Annotated in this window: 13 protein-coding genes; 3 read left to right on the forward strand and 10 right to left on the reverse strand. The window is 41.1% G+C overall.

Features of this window, described 5'->3' with window-relative positions; translation table 11 throughout:
- Positions 1 to 166 precede the first annotated feature (166 nt).
- Together E7303_RS02815 and aroA are read left to right on the forward strand one after the other, a co-directional pair.
- Positions 167 to 1,264, forward strand: a complete 1,098-nt coding sequence (locus E7303_RS02815; RefSeq protein WP_103870347.1) for a prephenate dehydrogenase — start codon at positions 167 to 169, stop codon at positions 1,262 to 1,264.
- A gap of 17 nt (positions 1,265 to 1,281) precedes the next feature.
- Positions 1,282 to 2,613 (forward strand): 3-phosphoshikimate 1-carboxyvinyltransferase, encoded by a 1,332-nt coding sequence (gene aroA / locus E7303_RS02820; protein WP_292143741.1) that lies wholly within the window; start codon positions 1,282 to 1,284, stop codon positions 2,611 to 2,613.
- A gap of 31 nt (positions 2,614 to 2,644) precedes the next feature.
- Here the strand turns inward: aroA and E7303_RS02825 are convergent, their stop codons facing one another.
- From E7303_RS02825 to E7303_RS02850, 6 genes are all read right to left on the reverse strand, one after another.
- Positions 2,645 to 3,634 carry a helix-turn-helix transcriptional regulator gene (locus tag E7303_RS02825; protein ID WP_292143742.1) on the reverse strand — a complete coding sequence of 330 codons (990 nt, stop codon included), beginning with the start codon at positions 3,632 to 3,634 and terminating at the stop codon, positions 2,645 to 2,647.
- Positions 3,635 to 3,656: 22 nt separating this feature from the next.
- A complete protein-coding gene (locus E7303_RS02830) occupies positions 3,657 to 6,434 on the reverse strand; it encodes an FAD-dependent oxidoreductase (protein ID WP_292143809.1) in 2,778 nt (925 codons plus the stop codon).
- 226 nt (positions 6,435 to 6,660) lie between these two features.
- Positions 6,661 to 7,008, reverse strand: a complete 348-nt coding sequence (locus E7303_RS02835; protein ID WP_292143743.1) for a DUF1622 domain-containing protein — start codon at positions 7,006 to 7,008, stop codon at positions 6,661 to 6,663.
- A 138-nt stretch (positions 7,009 to 7,146) separates the two neighbouring features.
- Entirely contained in the window at positions 7,147 to 7,713 is a 567-nt protein-coding gene (locus E7303_RS02840; protein WP_292143744.1) for a chromate transporter, read from the reverse strand.
- The gene (locus E7303_RS02845) at positions 7,710 to 8,267 is read right to left on the reverse strand and encodes a chromate transporter (RefSeq protein WP_330601608.1); all 558 of its coding nucleotides are present in this window, start codon (positions 8,265 to 8,267) and stop codon (positions 7,710 to 7,712) included. The genes E7303_RS02840 and E7303_RS02845 overlap by 4 nt, the downstream gene beginning before the upstream one ends.
- 63 nt (positions 8,268 to 8,330) lie before the next feature.
- A complete protein-coding gene (locus tag E7303_RS02850) occupies positions 8,331 to 8,579 on the reverse strand; it encodes a GlsB/YeaQ/YmgE family stress response membrane protein (RefSeq protein ID WP_022774913.1) in 249 nt (82 codons plus the stop codon).
- Between the two features lie 222 nt (positions 8,580 to 8,801).
- On the opposite strand from E7303_RS02850, the gene trxA reads away from it, so the two are divergent.
- Positions 8,802 to 9,119 (forward strand): thioredoxin, encoded by a 318-nt coding sequence (trxA, locus tag E7303_RS02855; protein ID WP_292143746.1) that lies wholly within the window; start codon positions 8,802 to 8,804, stop codon positions 9,117 to 9,119.
- 67 nt (positions 9,120 to 9,186) lie between these two features.
- Here trxA and E7303_RS02860 read toward each other — a convergent pair whose 3' ends face one another.
- The 4 genes from E7303_RS02860 to E7303_RS02875 all read right to left on the reverse strand — a co-directional run bounded on the left by E7303_RS02860 (position 9,187) and on the right by E7303_RS02875 (position 14,449).
- Positions 9,187 to 11,571 (reverse strand): hypothetical protein, encoded by a 2,385-nt coding sequence (locus tag E7303_RS02860; protein ID WP_292143747.1) that lies wholly within the window; start codon positions 11,569 to 11,571, stop codon positions 9,187 to 9,189.
- Positions 11,572 to 11,655: 84 nt separating this feature from the next.
- The gene (locus E7303_RS02865) at positions 11,656 to 12,909 is read right to left on the reverse strand and encodes a sensor histidine kinase (RefSeq protein WP_292143748.1); all 1,254 of its coding nucleotides are present in this window, start codon (positions 12,907 to 12,909) and stop codon (positions 11,656 to 11,658) included.
- Positions 12,906 to 13,601 carry a response regulator transcription factor gene (locus E7303_RS02870; RefSeq protein ID WP_292143749.1) on the reverse strand — a complete coding sequence of 232 codons (696 nt, stop codon included), beginning with the start codon at positions 13,599 to 13,601 and terminating at the stop codon, positions 12,906 to 12,908. The genes E7303_RS02865 and E7303_RS02870 overlap by 4 nt, the downstream gene beginning before the upstream one ends.
- A gap of 80 nt (positions 13,602 to 13,681) precedes the next feature.
- Complete coding sequence (locus tag E7303_RS02875) at positions 13,682 to 14,449, reverse strand: ZIP family metal transporter (protein WP_292143750.1); 768 nt, start codon at positions 14,447 to 14,449, stop codon at positions 13,682 to 13,684.
- Between the last annotated feature and the right edge of the window lie 24 nt (positions 14,450 to 14,473).

Raw genomic sequence — 14,473 nt, forward strand, 5'->3', positions numbered from 1 at the left:
ATCATAACAAGTATTTGTGTTATTTTTGCACAAATATCTCATTATAATGTGGATCTTATATCTTCCAGGCAAAAAACGGTAAGAATCATGCATGAATAGTATTGTTTTTCGCACGTTAAAGTGATATAGTGAATTGAAAGACGCTTTCTTCGGGGGAATTTAACTAATGTCATTTAATAAATTTGGATTTTTAGGACTTGGCCTTATTGGTGGTTCTATTGCAAGAGCTATCAAAAAAAGCCATCCTGATTCTTTTATAGTAGCTTACACACCACATAAAGAAACCGTAGATAAGGCACATGACGAAGGCATTGTAGACAAGCCTGTATATGAGATTGGAAAAGATTTTTCTGAATGCGATATCATCTTCTTATGTGCTCCGGTAGAAATAAACAACGATAATCTTGAAAAACTTGTTCCATTTTTAAATGAGAATACATTACTCACAGATATTGGCAGTGTTAAGACCGGTATCCACGAGAAAGTAAAAGAGCTTGGCCTTGAAAAGCAGTTTATCGGCGGTCATCCAATGGCCGGTACAGAACGCATTGGTTTTGGCAATTCCAAGGCATCTCTTTTTGAAAATGCCTACTATATTCTCACAAAAACAGAAAACACAAACGAAGAAAAATTAAAGCATTACTATGAACTGGTAAAAGAAATAGGTGCCATTCCTCTGGTGATTCCTTACATGCAGCATGATTACATCACAGCAGCCATAAGCCACGTTCCACATGTAGTCTCTGCAAGCCTTGTGAATCTTGTCAGAAACAATGACTCTGAGGATCAGCTGATGAAACTCATCGCCGCAGGTGGATTTAAGGATATTACAAGAATATCCTCCTCTTCTCCTGTTATGTGGCAACAGATCTGCACTACAAACTCATATAACATTTCAGATCTGCTTTCAAAGTACATTGATTCACTAATCGATATCAAACTAGCCATCGATGAGCACGACAACGATAAGCTCTTTGACTTTTTCAGCTCAGCCAGAGAATACAGGGAGTCCTTCATAGAGACCAGCAGCGGTCCTATTATGCAGACCTTTACAATTCACGTTGATATCGCTGATAAACCCGGTAATCTCGCAAGGGTGGCAACTCTTTTATCAGACAATGATATCAACATCAAAAATATTGGCATTGTCCATAACAGAGAGTATGAACGAGGAACTCTTCGTATAGAGCTGCATGATCAGAGCGGAAAAGATGCTGCATTAAAAATACTTAATGAAAACGGATATCCGATCAGAAACAGCTAATTCAAAGGAGAAGCAACATGATAGCGTTAGAAAAAGCAAAACACCCATTAAAAGGTGACGTTTTTGTTCCAGGCGACAAGTCCATATCTCACAGAAGTATCATGTTTGGCGCCCTTGCTAAAGGAACAACAGAGATTACGGGCTTTCTTAACAGTGCTGACTGCCTTTCAACCATCGACTGTTTCAGAAAACTTGGCATCCATATAGATCACACAATACGTCCTACGAACGGCGTTCCAACCATCACGGTGCACGGTAATGGTCTTCATGGGTTAAAAGCTCCATCAGAAACTTTGTACACAGGAAACAGCGGAACTACCACAAGACTCATGGCAGGCATTCTCGTGGCTCAGCCTTTTGATTCCAATATCACAGGTGATATGTCCATAGAAAAGCGCCCAATGAACCGCATTATAAAGCCTCTTTCTCAGATGGGAGCTGATATTTCATCTCTCATGGATAATGGCTGCGCTCCTCTCGTTATTAAAGGAGGTAAGCGCCTTAGAGGCATAACCTATAGAAATCCAATTGCTTCAGCTCAGGTAAAATCTGCTATTGTACTGGCAGGTCTTTATGCTGACGGCGACACTGTAGTTTATGAGCCTGCACTGTCACGAAATCACACCGAGACTATGCTCACAATGTTCGGAGCTGACATTCACAATGAACTTGCAAGAGATGGAAGTGCCGCAGCAATCCTGCATCCCGGCATGCCACTTCATGGCATTAAGATAAACGTCCCTGGAGACATCTCTTCTGCTGCTTATTTCATGGCTGCTGCTCTTATGGTTCCTGATTCTGAGCTTCTTATCAGAAACGTAGGTATCAACCAGACCAGAACCGGTATCATCACGGTACTCAGACAGATGGGAGCTGATATCACTCTTCTAAACGAAACCAATGACAGCGAACCAAGAGCTGACATACTTGTTAAATACAGCGAGCTCCACGGAAATGAAAATGGCATTTTTGAAATTGGCGGAAAAGACATACCGACTATGATAGATGAACTTCCTGTCGTTGCCGTTGTTGCTGCCACAGGTAACTTCGATACCATAATCAAAGACGCAGCAGAGCTCAAGGCAAAAGAATCCGACAGAATAGCTACTGTAGTTGATAACTTAAAGGCTATGGGATGCGACATAGAAGCAACAGATGACGGCATGATCATCCACGGAGGAAAGCCTCTCCACGGCGCTGACATCCATTCCCATGATGACCACAGACTTGCTATGTCATTTGCTGTAGCTTCCCTTGCTGCAACAGGAACTACAAGAATCCTCGATGATGGCTGTGTAGGAATCTCCTATCCATCATTTTTCAAAGATTTTCAGGCGATAGTTAACTAAGAAGACAGAGGGAAGAACCGTCCCTCTGTCTTCAAGAGTATTTCTCTGTTATCTTAAGAAGTTCCTGTCTGTATCTGTCTTTCACGTCTTCCGGAGAAGCTATGATAACCCCATCCGACAGGGCAAAGAGCCATCCAAAGAACTGATCGCTTATCGCAACATCAACGCTTGTCTCTGACCATCCCTCTTCATCTGACTTTCTGATACTTATGTCTTTGCCAAACCTGTCTATCAAAACTCCAACTAAGTCGTTTTTGAATTTCAGTTTTACTTTGGTTTCTGTTCCCCCGAACATTCCAAAATTCATCTTGGAATAAGAAGCCATATCAAAAGCTTTGAAATGCTCTTTTCCAAGTCTCCTGTCATCCATGATACGGATGTTTCTCATTTTATCAACACGGTAATGCTTTATCTTATCAGCCTCAGCATCAAATGCAATGAGGTAATAATTCTCATCATCCCAGGTAAGTGCCCATGGACTCACTTCATATAAGCCTTCTTTTCTCGGAACAAGTTCTTTATTCAGATTCCATTTAAGGTACTCAAATTGTATGCGTCTGTTAGTGGATATGGCAGTATGTATCTCATCTACAATGTAGTAGATACTCTCGTTCATGGTCTTTATTCTGCCCTGAACCTCCACCTGCCTTTTAAGCTGCATTGCCTCATATTCACTGACAAGACCTGTAAGCTTTTTGATAAGCTCATTGGATTTTTTCTCTGTAATGAATTTGGAAGACTGTATCGCATCCACCAAAAGCTTAAGCTCTGCTATTTCAAAGTGCTTGCTGCCAACATGGTAGTAATAATTTCTTCCAACCTGTTCCAGGATAACATCAATGCCCAGGGTACGGAGAGCCTCCATATCATCGTAGAGACTCTTCCTGTCCGCAGTTATCCCACACTCTTCTAACCGTTCCTTTATCTGAGGCATTGTTAGAAAATGCTCATCGTCAGTCATCTTGACCATTATTTTAGCGAGATAATACAGTTTTAATTTTTGATTGGTACCCTTTGGCATTTTGACTTACCCCTGAAGCTTATTAGTTTTTGTCACCAACAATCTTGTTGATAAGAATCTTTCCTGCTCTCTTTGCTGCATATGGTCCAACCTTTTTAAGCTTGTCCTCAGATCTGACCATAGTGCTTGCTGCAGGCATATCTCTTGTAAGATGGATAGCATCAAATTCACACTTTGTTGTGCAAAGTCCGCATCCGATACAGCGGTTTTCATCTACAGTTGTAGCTCCGCAGCCAAGGCATCTGTTTGCTTCGGCCTTAACCTGATCTTCAGTAAATACAAGTCGAAGATCATCAAAGGTCTTACTTGCAACACCGGCTTTTTTACCTGGAATCTGTCTCTTGGCATCATCGAAGCCTTCAACCTTTATATCGTCCTTATCAAGCTCAATAAATTCTCTTCTGTCACGAGCAAGGTCAAGACGATTTCCTTTATGTACGAAACGGTTAATGGAAACGCTTCCTTCTCTACCACCGGCAATAGCATCTATAGCAAATCTTGCACCTGTGAATACATCACCGCCAACGAAGATATCGGGTTCTGCAGTCTGTCTTGTAAGCTTATCAGCAACTGCTGTGCCATTTCTGTTAAGTTCAACCTTTGTGCCCTCAAGAAGGCCGCCCCACTGAACGGACTGACCAATTGACAAAAGAAGATTCTCACAAGGAATCTCTATTGTCTCTTCCTCATTGTACTTAGGACTGAAGCGATGCTCTGAATCGAATACGCTCACGCATCTCTTAAAGATAACGGACTTAACATGACCATTTTCAGTAACAACTTCCTTTGGTCCCCATCCATTCTTAACTTCAATTCCTTCTTCTTTTGCTTCTGCAACTTCATCAGCTGCTGCAGGCATCTCTTTTTCACCCTCAAGGCAAAGCATTGTAACTTTAGATGCTCCTGCTCTTACAGCTGTTCTGGCTACGTCTATAGCAACATTTCCGCCGCCGATAACAACAGTGTCGCCATTTAACTTAATGGAATGATCCTGATTTATGTTTCTAAGGAAATCAACACCTGTCTGAACGCCCTCAGCATCCTCGCCAGGAACTCCGGCTTTTCTTCCGCCCTGCATACCAATAGCGATAAAGAATGCCTTGTAGCCTTCCTCACGGAGTTTCTGTATAGTAATGTCTTTTCCTACCTCAACTCCACACTTGAACTCAACACCCATCTGACGGATAACATCAATCTCAGCGTCGATGATGTCTTTTTCAAGACGATAGCTTGGAATACCATTCATGAGCATTCCGCCTGGTCTCTTCTCTTTTTCAAAAACTGTAACAGGATAGCCGTCTCTTCTAAGGAAGTAAGCAGCAGCAAGTCCTGCAGGGCCTCCTCCGATAACAGCAACCTTATAATCATCAGACCACATTCCGCCATCATGCTTCTCGCAAAGTGGAATGTACTTTTTGTCACTCTTAAGGTCTAAAGAAGCAATGAATTTCTTGATCTCATCAATAGCAAGAGGCTGATCGATAGTTCCTCTTGTGCAGGCATCCTCACAGCGTCTGTTACATACAGCACCGCAGATATATGGGAATGGGTTATCCTGCTTTATAAGTTTGAGAGCATCCTCATATCTGCCCTCTGCAGCCATCTTGATATAGCCCTGGACTGAAAGGTGTACTGGGCATGCTGTCTTACATGGAGCTGTACCTGTATTGTAGCAGTTAATCTTGGCATCATCTCTGTAGTTGTAGTTCCACTTTTCAGGGCCCCACTTCTTTGCATTAGGAAGCTCTGTCTTAGGATACTTAACTTCTGATCCGTCTTTTTTGCAAAGCTTCTGACCAAGCTTGGCAGCACCAACAGGACAAACCTCTACGCACTTACCGCAGGCAACGCACTTATCCTTTTCAACATGTGCTCTGTATGCAGATGCTGACATATTAGGTGTGTTAAAGAGCTGAGATGTTCTAAGAGCATTACATACTCCTGGAGCACAGTTACAGATAGCAACAATCTTGCCTTCACCGTCGATATTGGTGATCTGGTGAACATATCCATGTCTCTCTGCTCTCTCAAGGATCTCATAAACTTCTTCCTTGGAGATATAGTGACCGATTCCACGATCATCCATATACTCAGCCATGTCGCCCATACCTATGCAGTAATCACCACGGATCTCTCCGCTTCCCTCACCACGCATAGCCTGCTGCTTACGGCAAGAACACTCTGAAATACCGTATTTATCATACATGTCGATCCATCTTGAAAGATGCTCAACAGGAACTGACTGATTCTCAAGTGAAATAGCCTTCTCAACAGGAATAACATGCATTCCTATTCCGGCTCCTCCGGGTGGAACCATCTGTGTGATTCCGGCAAGCGGAAGCTGTGTCATAAGGTTAAAGAATGTAGCAAGCTGTGGGAATTCATCAGTAAGCTTTTCCTGCATCATCATAAACTCTGCTGAGCCCGGAACAAAGATAGGAAGCTCATACTGAAGATGCTTGTCAGGTGTCTTGGCACGATTCTGCTCGATGATACCGATCCATCTAAGACGCTCCACCATCTTCTTTGTATCTTCCACGCTCATATTGTTCATGGTTGCGAGTTCTTCAATAGAATATGGAACACGTGTCTTCTTAAAGTTCAAAAGAAACTTCACCTGTTCCTTATTAAGAATAAGATCAAGCATCCAATACTCCGGATCTCTGTTGTTGATCTTATTTGTGAGTTTTTTTACATAACGGTCAGTAATGAGCTTAGCAAGCTCAAGAACCAGTTTCTCTTTTTCCGGATCCTCTGCCTTATAATCAGGATCCTGCCAATAATCATTTTCATTGATCATTGGATCGCCGATTTTCCAATCAGCCATAGTCTTTACTTTAGCCATAAGATATCCCCTTCTACAATAAATTCAAATCTCCCTTCTAATATTGTACAATACGGGAAACTCTATGGCTATTCGAGATTTTCCATAAATATTCACGCTATTTTTTGTCTGAAATGCTCTTTGAAGCAAAAAAACTCCCTCAACCAGGGCGCCGCCCCGGTTGGAGGAGTTTTTAGACTGCTTAGTCGCTTTTCTTGGGTTCAAGGGCTTTTTCTTCGTTTTTGATTTCCCAGTGGATGAGGAAGGTCAGGGCTGCTCTTAGGGCTATGATAGCGCCTAGGATTCCGAGTTCTGCCCATTCTCTGACTACGACTGTTCGAAGGACCTCGCCGCCGAGTTTAAATTCCAGTGCAAGTGCAATGCCCTGTGCCAGTTGAAGTCTGATGGAATCATCTTTTTTAATCCAGAATACGAAGCTCTTTACAGCAGTGAAGACAAGGATACATATTCCGAACATTTCTAATACCAGCGTTGAAAACTCTACGATATACCTAAGGATGTTCTCTGAAACAAGATATACATTTTCCATAAACGCCCCTTTACTCCTTCTATTTACTCCCATAGTTCCCTATTTAATATCATTATAACATATTATTCATGTCGCTATTTCATGCAACAAAAAATGCTTACGCATTCAGCGTAAGCATTGGTAATAAGGATCAATTATTTAAAATACCAGCGAAGCTATGACTTCAACAACTCCGCATAGAACCATCACAAGGATGGGATTTAATTTCCATTTTCTCAAGGCAAAAATAGAAAGGACAAACAAAACAAAGGGTCTTACCGAAAAATTCCCATCTGTAAATTCAACACTTCCTGACTTAAATACAGTTGGAATCAAAATCATAAGGCCAGCTGCAAATATCATGGACACAACTGCAGGGCGAAGGGATAAAAGCGCATCCTTTAAGACCGGCAGTTCTTTGTATTTTGTATAAAGGAGCGCCAGAATAGTCACAAAGATGCATGAAGGTAATACAACTCCTAATGTTGCCACTATTGCTCCTGGTATTCCTGCTGTCTGATTACCTACGAAAGTTGCCGCATTTACAGCTATTGGTCCCGGTGTCATCTCTGCTATAGTTACAAGGTCTGCAAAATCACCTGCAGTTAGCCAACCATATTTTTCAACCACCTGCGAACTGATAAGTGGCATTGCTGCATAGCCGCCCCCAAAGCTAAATGCTCCCACCTGCAAGAAGGCAAAAAATAATTCTAAATATATACTCATACTCTTTCACCTCTTGCTTTTATAAGTGACCTTAAAATGCCTATTATGAGTGTTGCAACTATAATAAGTATCACATTCACCTTGAGATAGTAATTGAGAATAAATGCCGCAGCCATGATAACTATGAGGAACAGATCTTTCTTTTTTACAATTCCAAAGGCCATATCCCATACTACTGAAACAATAACGGCACTTACTCCTGACTTCATACCAAACAAAAGCGACTGTATATACGGATTGGTCTTAAAGGCCGCATAGAAAGCAGATACAACCGTAAGAATAACAAAAGGTGGGATTATTGCTCCTAAAACTGCAACCAGTATCCCCGGAAATCCACATATTTTATAGCCTATTACTATTGCCCCATTTACTGCAATAGGGCCCGGTGAAGACTGGGCGATGGCAACAAAGTCCAGCATTTCCTCTTCACTTATCCATTTCAGTTCATCTACAAATTTATTTTTAAGAAGGGTTATGATCACATAGCCGCCTCCAAAGGTAAATGCACTAAGATATAAGGTTGATAAAAAAAGGGTTTTTAACTTGTCTTTCAAAACAAGACCTCCAAACATCAAGAAAAAACTCCGAAAGAACTTTTCTTCCGGAGCTTTCCAAAATTACTTTAAAAGCTTTTTTCCAGCATAGATTACGATGCAGGAACCGATAACACCGACGATCAGGTTACCAATGATGCCGCTTCCATGGATACCAACAAGGCCAAGAACAAGATTTCCTACGAAGCCACCTACAACACCAAGAATGATGTTTCTTAAAAGGCTTCCTTCATTTTTCATAAATCTTCCTGCAATCCATCCTGCAATAGCACCAATAATAAGACCTGTGATAAGTCCCATTCCATTGATCATATCAATATCCCCTTTCAATTACTTATTTTCAAGACCTAGTATAACATATACTTCCAAATATACATATTTCTTTTTTGCCAAAAAAGCTCGAAATAATCGCATATTATGGCACTTTACCGACGTTTATTTTTCTTTAACAATTTAATTGTTGACAATCAAATTAAATTGTGCTAAATTTAATTTATCGAAAACAAATGATTGATTAAACGGAGGTAATACACTATGGAATATAAATTTACAACAGCAAATTTTGAAGAAGAAGTAATAAAGAGTGACATCCCTGTTCTCGTAGATTTCTACGCAGACTGGTGTGGTCCTTGCAAAATGATGATGCCAATCGTAGATAAGATGGCAGAGAAATATGATGGAAAGATCAAGGTTGGTAAGGTTAATTCCGACGAAGAAAACCAGCTTGCAGCTAAATATAACATAATGTCAATTCCAAGTTTCCTTTTGTTCAAAAACGGCGAGCTTGTAGATACACTTACCGGTGCTATGCCAGCAGATACTTTGGCTAGCAAACTTGATTCTTTATTATAATTTTTCCTCTAATTTAAAGCACTCCATCCTGCATTTTACAGGATGGAGTGTTTTAGTTTGTCATTCTTTAGCCTTTGTTAAAAAGAGCTTCCAACTCATCTTTATGTTCTTCAAGAACCTTCAGTACCCATTTACTCCAGTGTCTTGCATCAGTTTCAGAATCGCCAAAGACATAATCTTCCTGCCCATAATCTATAACATCAAATCCAGGAGTTGATTTACTTGCTCCCTTTGTTCTGTAGCTTACTGCATCAGCAAGTGTAAATGAAACATTTGTTGTATCGTCATAGTTTACCCAGCTACTGATGTCAGTTCCTGTAGCTTCTGTTGCATCTCCGTTAGTTGTCTGCTTTTCTGCTGCCTGTTTTGTGATCTTTACAGCTCCGTCAACGTATTCGCCATACATTGTATCAACAGTAAGGGCAAGCGATTCGCCAAGTACTTCAGATGGAACATGTCCACCATCCCACTGCCACTCAATAGTTGCATCAACTCCTGATGAAAGGAATGCAAGCTGCAGATTAAGTGAGTTAAACATTGAAATGTCACCTTCAGCTGCTCCGCAGACCATTCTTATCCAGGTAGGATCTGAGCCATCTGTGTCACCAATATAATTGAGCGGATTATAAAGCTCCACTATAACATTGCCGTACTTATCGCCGGAATATACTTCCTCAACATCACTCTGATAAGCTGCAAGCATTTCCTCGTATGTTGCATAGTTGGAGGAATCAGTTGTGCTGCCCGCTGACTGGGTTGTTCCTGCATCAGGAGTTCCTACATCCATTGTGTCTCCTGCTGAGTTAGCGGCAACATCTGAATTAGCAAAGCTTCTGTCTTCTGTACCACCTTCTGCATCTGCGGTCTCTCCGTTCATATCACCGCCAGGTGCGCCGGCTCCATTTGGCATGCCTTCTCCACCGGGACCTCCAGCCATGTCACCAGGGCCGCCAGCCATATTACCGGGTGCTCCACCAGGGCCACCCATTCCGCCCTTTGAGGAAGTGCTCTTAGCATATCTGCCTTCGATGAACGCCTTTGCCTTATCTTCGGAAGTCATAGCTGCAACTTCTTCATCAGAAAGGGCATTTCCGTCACTGTCAAACCATGTCCAGTCTTCAGCGTAATCAAGGTTATCAAGGTACCACTGAAGGTTAGATTCAAACTCAGCAAGATAGAAATCTACATAAGTACCGCCATATCCGTTGGTATCAGCATATTTCTGCTCATCATATTCAATGCTGAGAGCAATAGTATCATCTGTATCGCCATCTCCATTGATATCAAGCGCTACATCACTTTCATTTACTGACAGATTCTGGTCATTGATATATTCCATGTATTCTTCTGAAAGATATTTTGCCATCTGCTCCTGGAATGAAGTATTAAAGTCATAGTCCACATCCATGTAATACTCAAAAGCCATGGCCATATCTGCTTCATACAGTGAGGTAATCGGAGAATATGCTACAGCGCCCCATGCTCCGTCAGAAAGATCATAGGTTGTTCCATCTATCGTTACTGTTGTGTCATATGTTCCATCTTCATTTACATATACACCCACAGCACCAACAGCTACCTGGTAGTCATAAAAATCTGAACTGTCAGAAGTTGCGGCAAACATTGTAGCATGCGCTCCACCGCCGCTTCCTCCTGTAGATACCCAGTACTGTGTACTTCCCGGAAGATTTCCAAGAAGAATATTATATCTTACAAATCTGGCTGCTGCTTTCTGATCCACAAGGCAGGATGGTGCATCACCTGTGTAATACTCTTCACCATTTTCATCTGTGGCTGTATCATTTTTTCCTCTGTTACCACAGGAAACATTTATGTAGCCCTCTGAAGCATAACTTGTAGCAGCTGTGGTGTTAGTTGAAGAGCTATAACCTGCTGCACCTGTATTCAAAATAACCGGAGCTGTAGAAGCTGTATAAACCTGTCCATTAGAGCTTGTTACCTGTGCTTCGTAATCAATTACCAGCTGTCCGTGAACAGCATCAGTATAGTTTTGTGAAGTAATATCTGCAGCTCCATCGCCATCTGTATCGATTCCCTTGATATATGCTCCGGGAACACAAACTGAAACGCCTTCTTCGTCTTCAATTTCCGCATTGGCAACTGCAGTTACAATACTCATTACCCAGGCATCTGCATCAGCATCATAAGTCCAGGTGACTTCTTCATTATTTGCCAGATTAAGAGCTGCCTCTATCTGCTCTCTCTCTTCCTGTGAAGTAGCCTGCAATGAAGAAACCTTTGTTTCACTCTCTGGCTCCTTAGTATCAGCAGTACTTTCTGCTTGAGCTTCCTCTGATTCTGAGCTTGTCGCATTTTCACTGGTAGTAGCTTCACTGGTAGTTGAAGTAGTTGTATCAGTACTGCCACAGCCTACCACCTGTGCTGCAACAGCTGCTGTTGCAATAAGTGCAAGAATTTTCTTTCTATTCATTTTGACCTCCATATGTTTTCATCTGATGGTCATATGATAGATAATAAAGCTTTAAGAAAGCTTGAAGGATTTTTAAAAAAAGAATTATCTGGCAATTGGTATCCTGACAACAAAAGCTGTTATCCCATCCCTGCACTCAACTTCTATACTGCCATTATGGTTCATTACTATGGCCTTTGCTATTGCAAGACCAAGTCCGTAATGACCATTCAAATTCCGCGAACTGTCTGTTCTGTAAAAGCGTTCAAATATCCTTTCTCTGTCCTCTTTAGGGATTTCTTTTCCGGGATTGGAAACTTTAAAAACAGCATTTTTTTCATTTTGAGAAAGGCTGATCACTACATTTTTCTCTTTTGCCTCAGAAATCTCAGCATGAGATATAGCGTTATCGATAAGAGTAGAAATCAGCTTTCCGAGTTCGCCTGCATCTCCCATTACATGGATATCCATAGCTATATCACTTTCGATCAAAAGACCTTTCTCAAAAGCAACAGAATCAAAAGGAAGCATCCCGCCTGTTACAAGCTTAGACAAGTCCACATCTTCTCTGACTATACTTACATTTTCCGTTCTTGAAAGGTCAAGCAGCTCCTTTACAAGCTCTTTCATCCTCTTATTTTCAAATATTATATTGTCAAGCCATCTGTTTTTCCCTATTTCACGTTCTAATAGCTCTGCATTGGCACTTACTGTTGATATTGGAGTCTTTAGTTCATGACCTGCATCAGAAATAAAAAGCTTTTGTTTCTGATACATTTCGTCAATAGGCTGCATTATCTTGTCTGCAACTTTTAATGAAACAAAAAACAAAATGACAAGCGCTATAAAGCCAAAAATAATAGTATTTAAGATAAGTGCTTTCATACTGCTGGTGATAAGGGAATTATCCATCATAACTACATAGGTGTTTCCTTCAGTTTCCGTAACGCAGTAAATAAGTCTTCCTATAACACCACTTGTCTTTTTTGCGTCTATAAGAGATTTTGCAAGTGCCGTAAAGTCTTCATCACTCATAACAGGTTTTACGTCATTCATGATATCTATTACTTCACCGTCCTGCGAAAAACCAACAAGGTACATAACTGAAGAGTTTTCAATCATTCTCATCTCAGGTACCTTTCCATTATCCTCAGGAATACCCTTGGGACCATTCCCCTTAATGTAGTCACTGGTAAATACTTTAAGAATATTCTGACTGTTCCTATAGACAGCACTGTAAGTAGTAAAGTAAATGATTATCAGCGTGCCAAGCAGAATAAGACCTAAAGCCCCCATGATTGTCACAATTATCTTATTTCTTGATGACTTCAAAAGTTTACTCATGTTTTGTCTTATCATGACGTCTCCTTTTGGCGAAGTTCATAGCCTAGTCCTCTTACTGCCTTTATCTCCATTTTTGAATCAAGATACTGGATCTTTTTTCTGGTAAAAGAAATATATACTTCCACGTTATTGTACTCTGCCTCATTTTCATATCCCCAAATTTTTACTGCAAGCTGCTCTTTACTTATGATATTGCCCGCATTGGTCATAAATATCTCAATGATATGAAGCTCTTTTTCTGAGAGTCTGACATCCATTCCATTTTCAGTATTAATGAGCATGGATTTTCCCTGATCAAGTTTAAGGTCTCCGGCAGATAGCTTTCCTGTATCATCCGTGCTCTGTATATTGTTTCTTCTGAGCATAGCGCGTATTCTGGCCAGAAGCTCTTTTGTCTCAAAGGGCTTTGTAAGATAATCATCCGCACCACTGTCAAGCCCTTCTACCTTGTCATCTGTATCAGCCCTTGCAGTAAGCATGAGCACCGGCGTCTGTACACCTTCTTTTCTGATGTTTCTGGCAATTTCAAAACCATTCATACCAGGAAGCATAACATCAAGTATTATCAGGTCATAGATATTGCTCCTGGCAGCCTCTAACCCGCCAAACCCATCATAATACGCATCGACATCATACTTCTCCTGCCTCAAAATAGCGCAAACAGCTTCAGACATTCTTTTTTCATCTTCAACAATTAAAAGCTTCATCCAGTATCTCCTTATATATCTGCTATAAGGATATTATACTAAATGAAGCTTTAAAAAAGATTGAATTTTGTTAAGTTTAATCAGCCAAGTCCCACATCGAGAGCCATCATAATGATGAATCCAAGGGCAAAAGAAATGGTTCCAATATTAGAGTGCTTTCCTTCTGCCATCTCCGGTATGAGTTCTTCTACTACAACGTAGATCATGGCTCCTGCCGCAAAGCTTAAGAAATATGGCATTAATGGCACAAACAGTCCAGCTGCCAAAACAACTAAAAGTGCTCCGATAGGCTCAACTATTCCCGATAATACACCATACAAAAATGTCTTGCCTTTGGATTCACCCTCGGCAAGCAGTGGCATCGACACAATTGCGCCCTCAGGGAAGTTCTGAATAGCGATACCTATGGCAAGGGATAAGGCTCCTAAAAAGCTTGTTGTCTGACTTCCATAGAGCCAACCTGCACATACTACACCGACAGCCATTCCCTCAGGAATATTGTGAAGGGTTACGGCAAGTACAAGCTTTGTGGTCCTCTTAAGCCCCGACTTTACACCCTCTTCACTGTTATCCATATGCATATGAGGTACAAGTACATCCAGACACAAGAGGAAAAGCATTCCAACAGCAAATCCTATAGATGCAGGTAAAAAGCCAAGCTTTCCAAGATTTTGTGACTGATCTATCGCAGGAATGAGCAGGCTGAAAAACGAAGCTGAAACCATGACTCCAGCAGCAAACCCGGTAAATGCCTTCTGAAGATTCTCACCAATGGAATTCTTGAAAAAGAAAACACAGGCTGCGCCTAAACTTGTTCCCAAAAATGGAATAATTATAATTGGCCACATATAAACAATCCTCCTGATCATAAT

It is taken from the genome of Butyrivibrio sp. (assembly GCF_015056685.1).
In the GTDB taxonomy this organism is placed as follows: Bacteria; Bacillota; Clostridia; order Lachnospirales; family Lachnospiraceae; genus Butyrivibrio.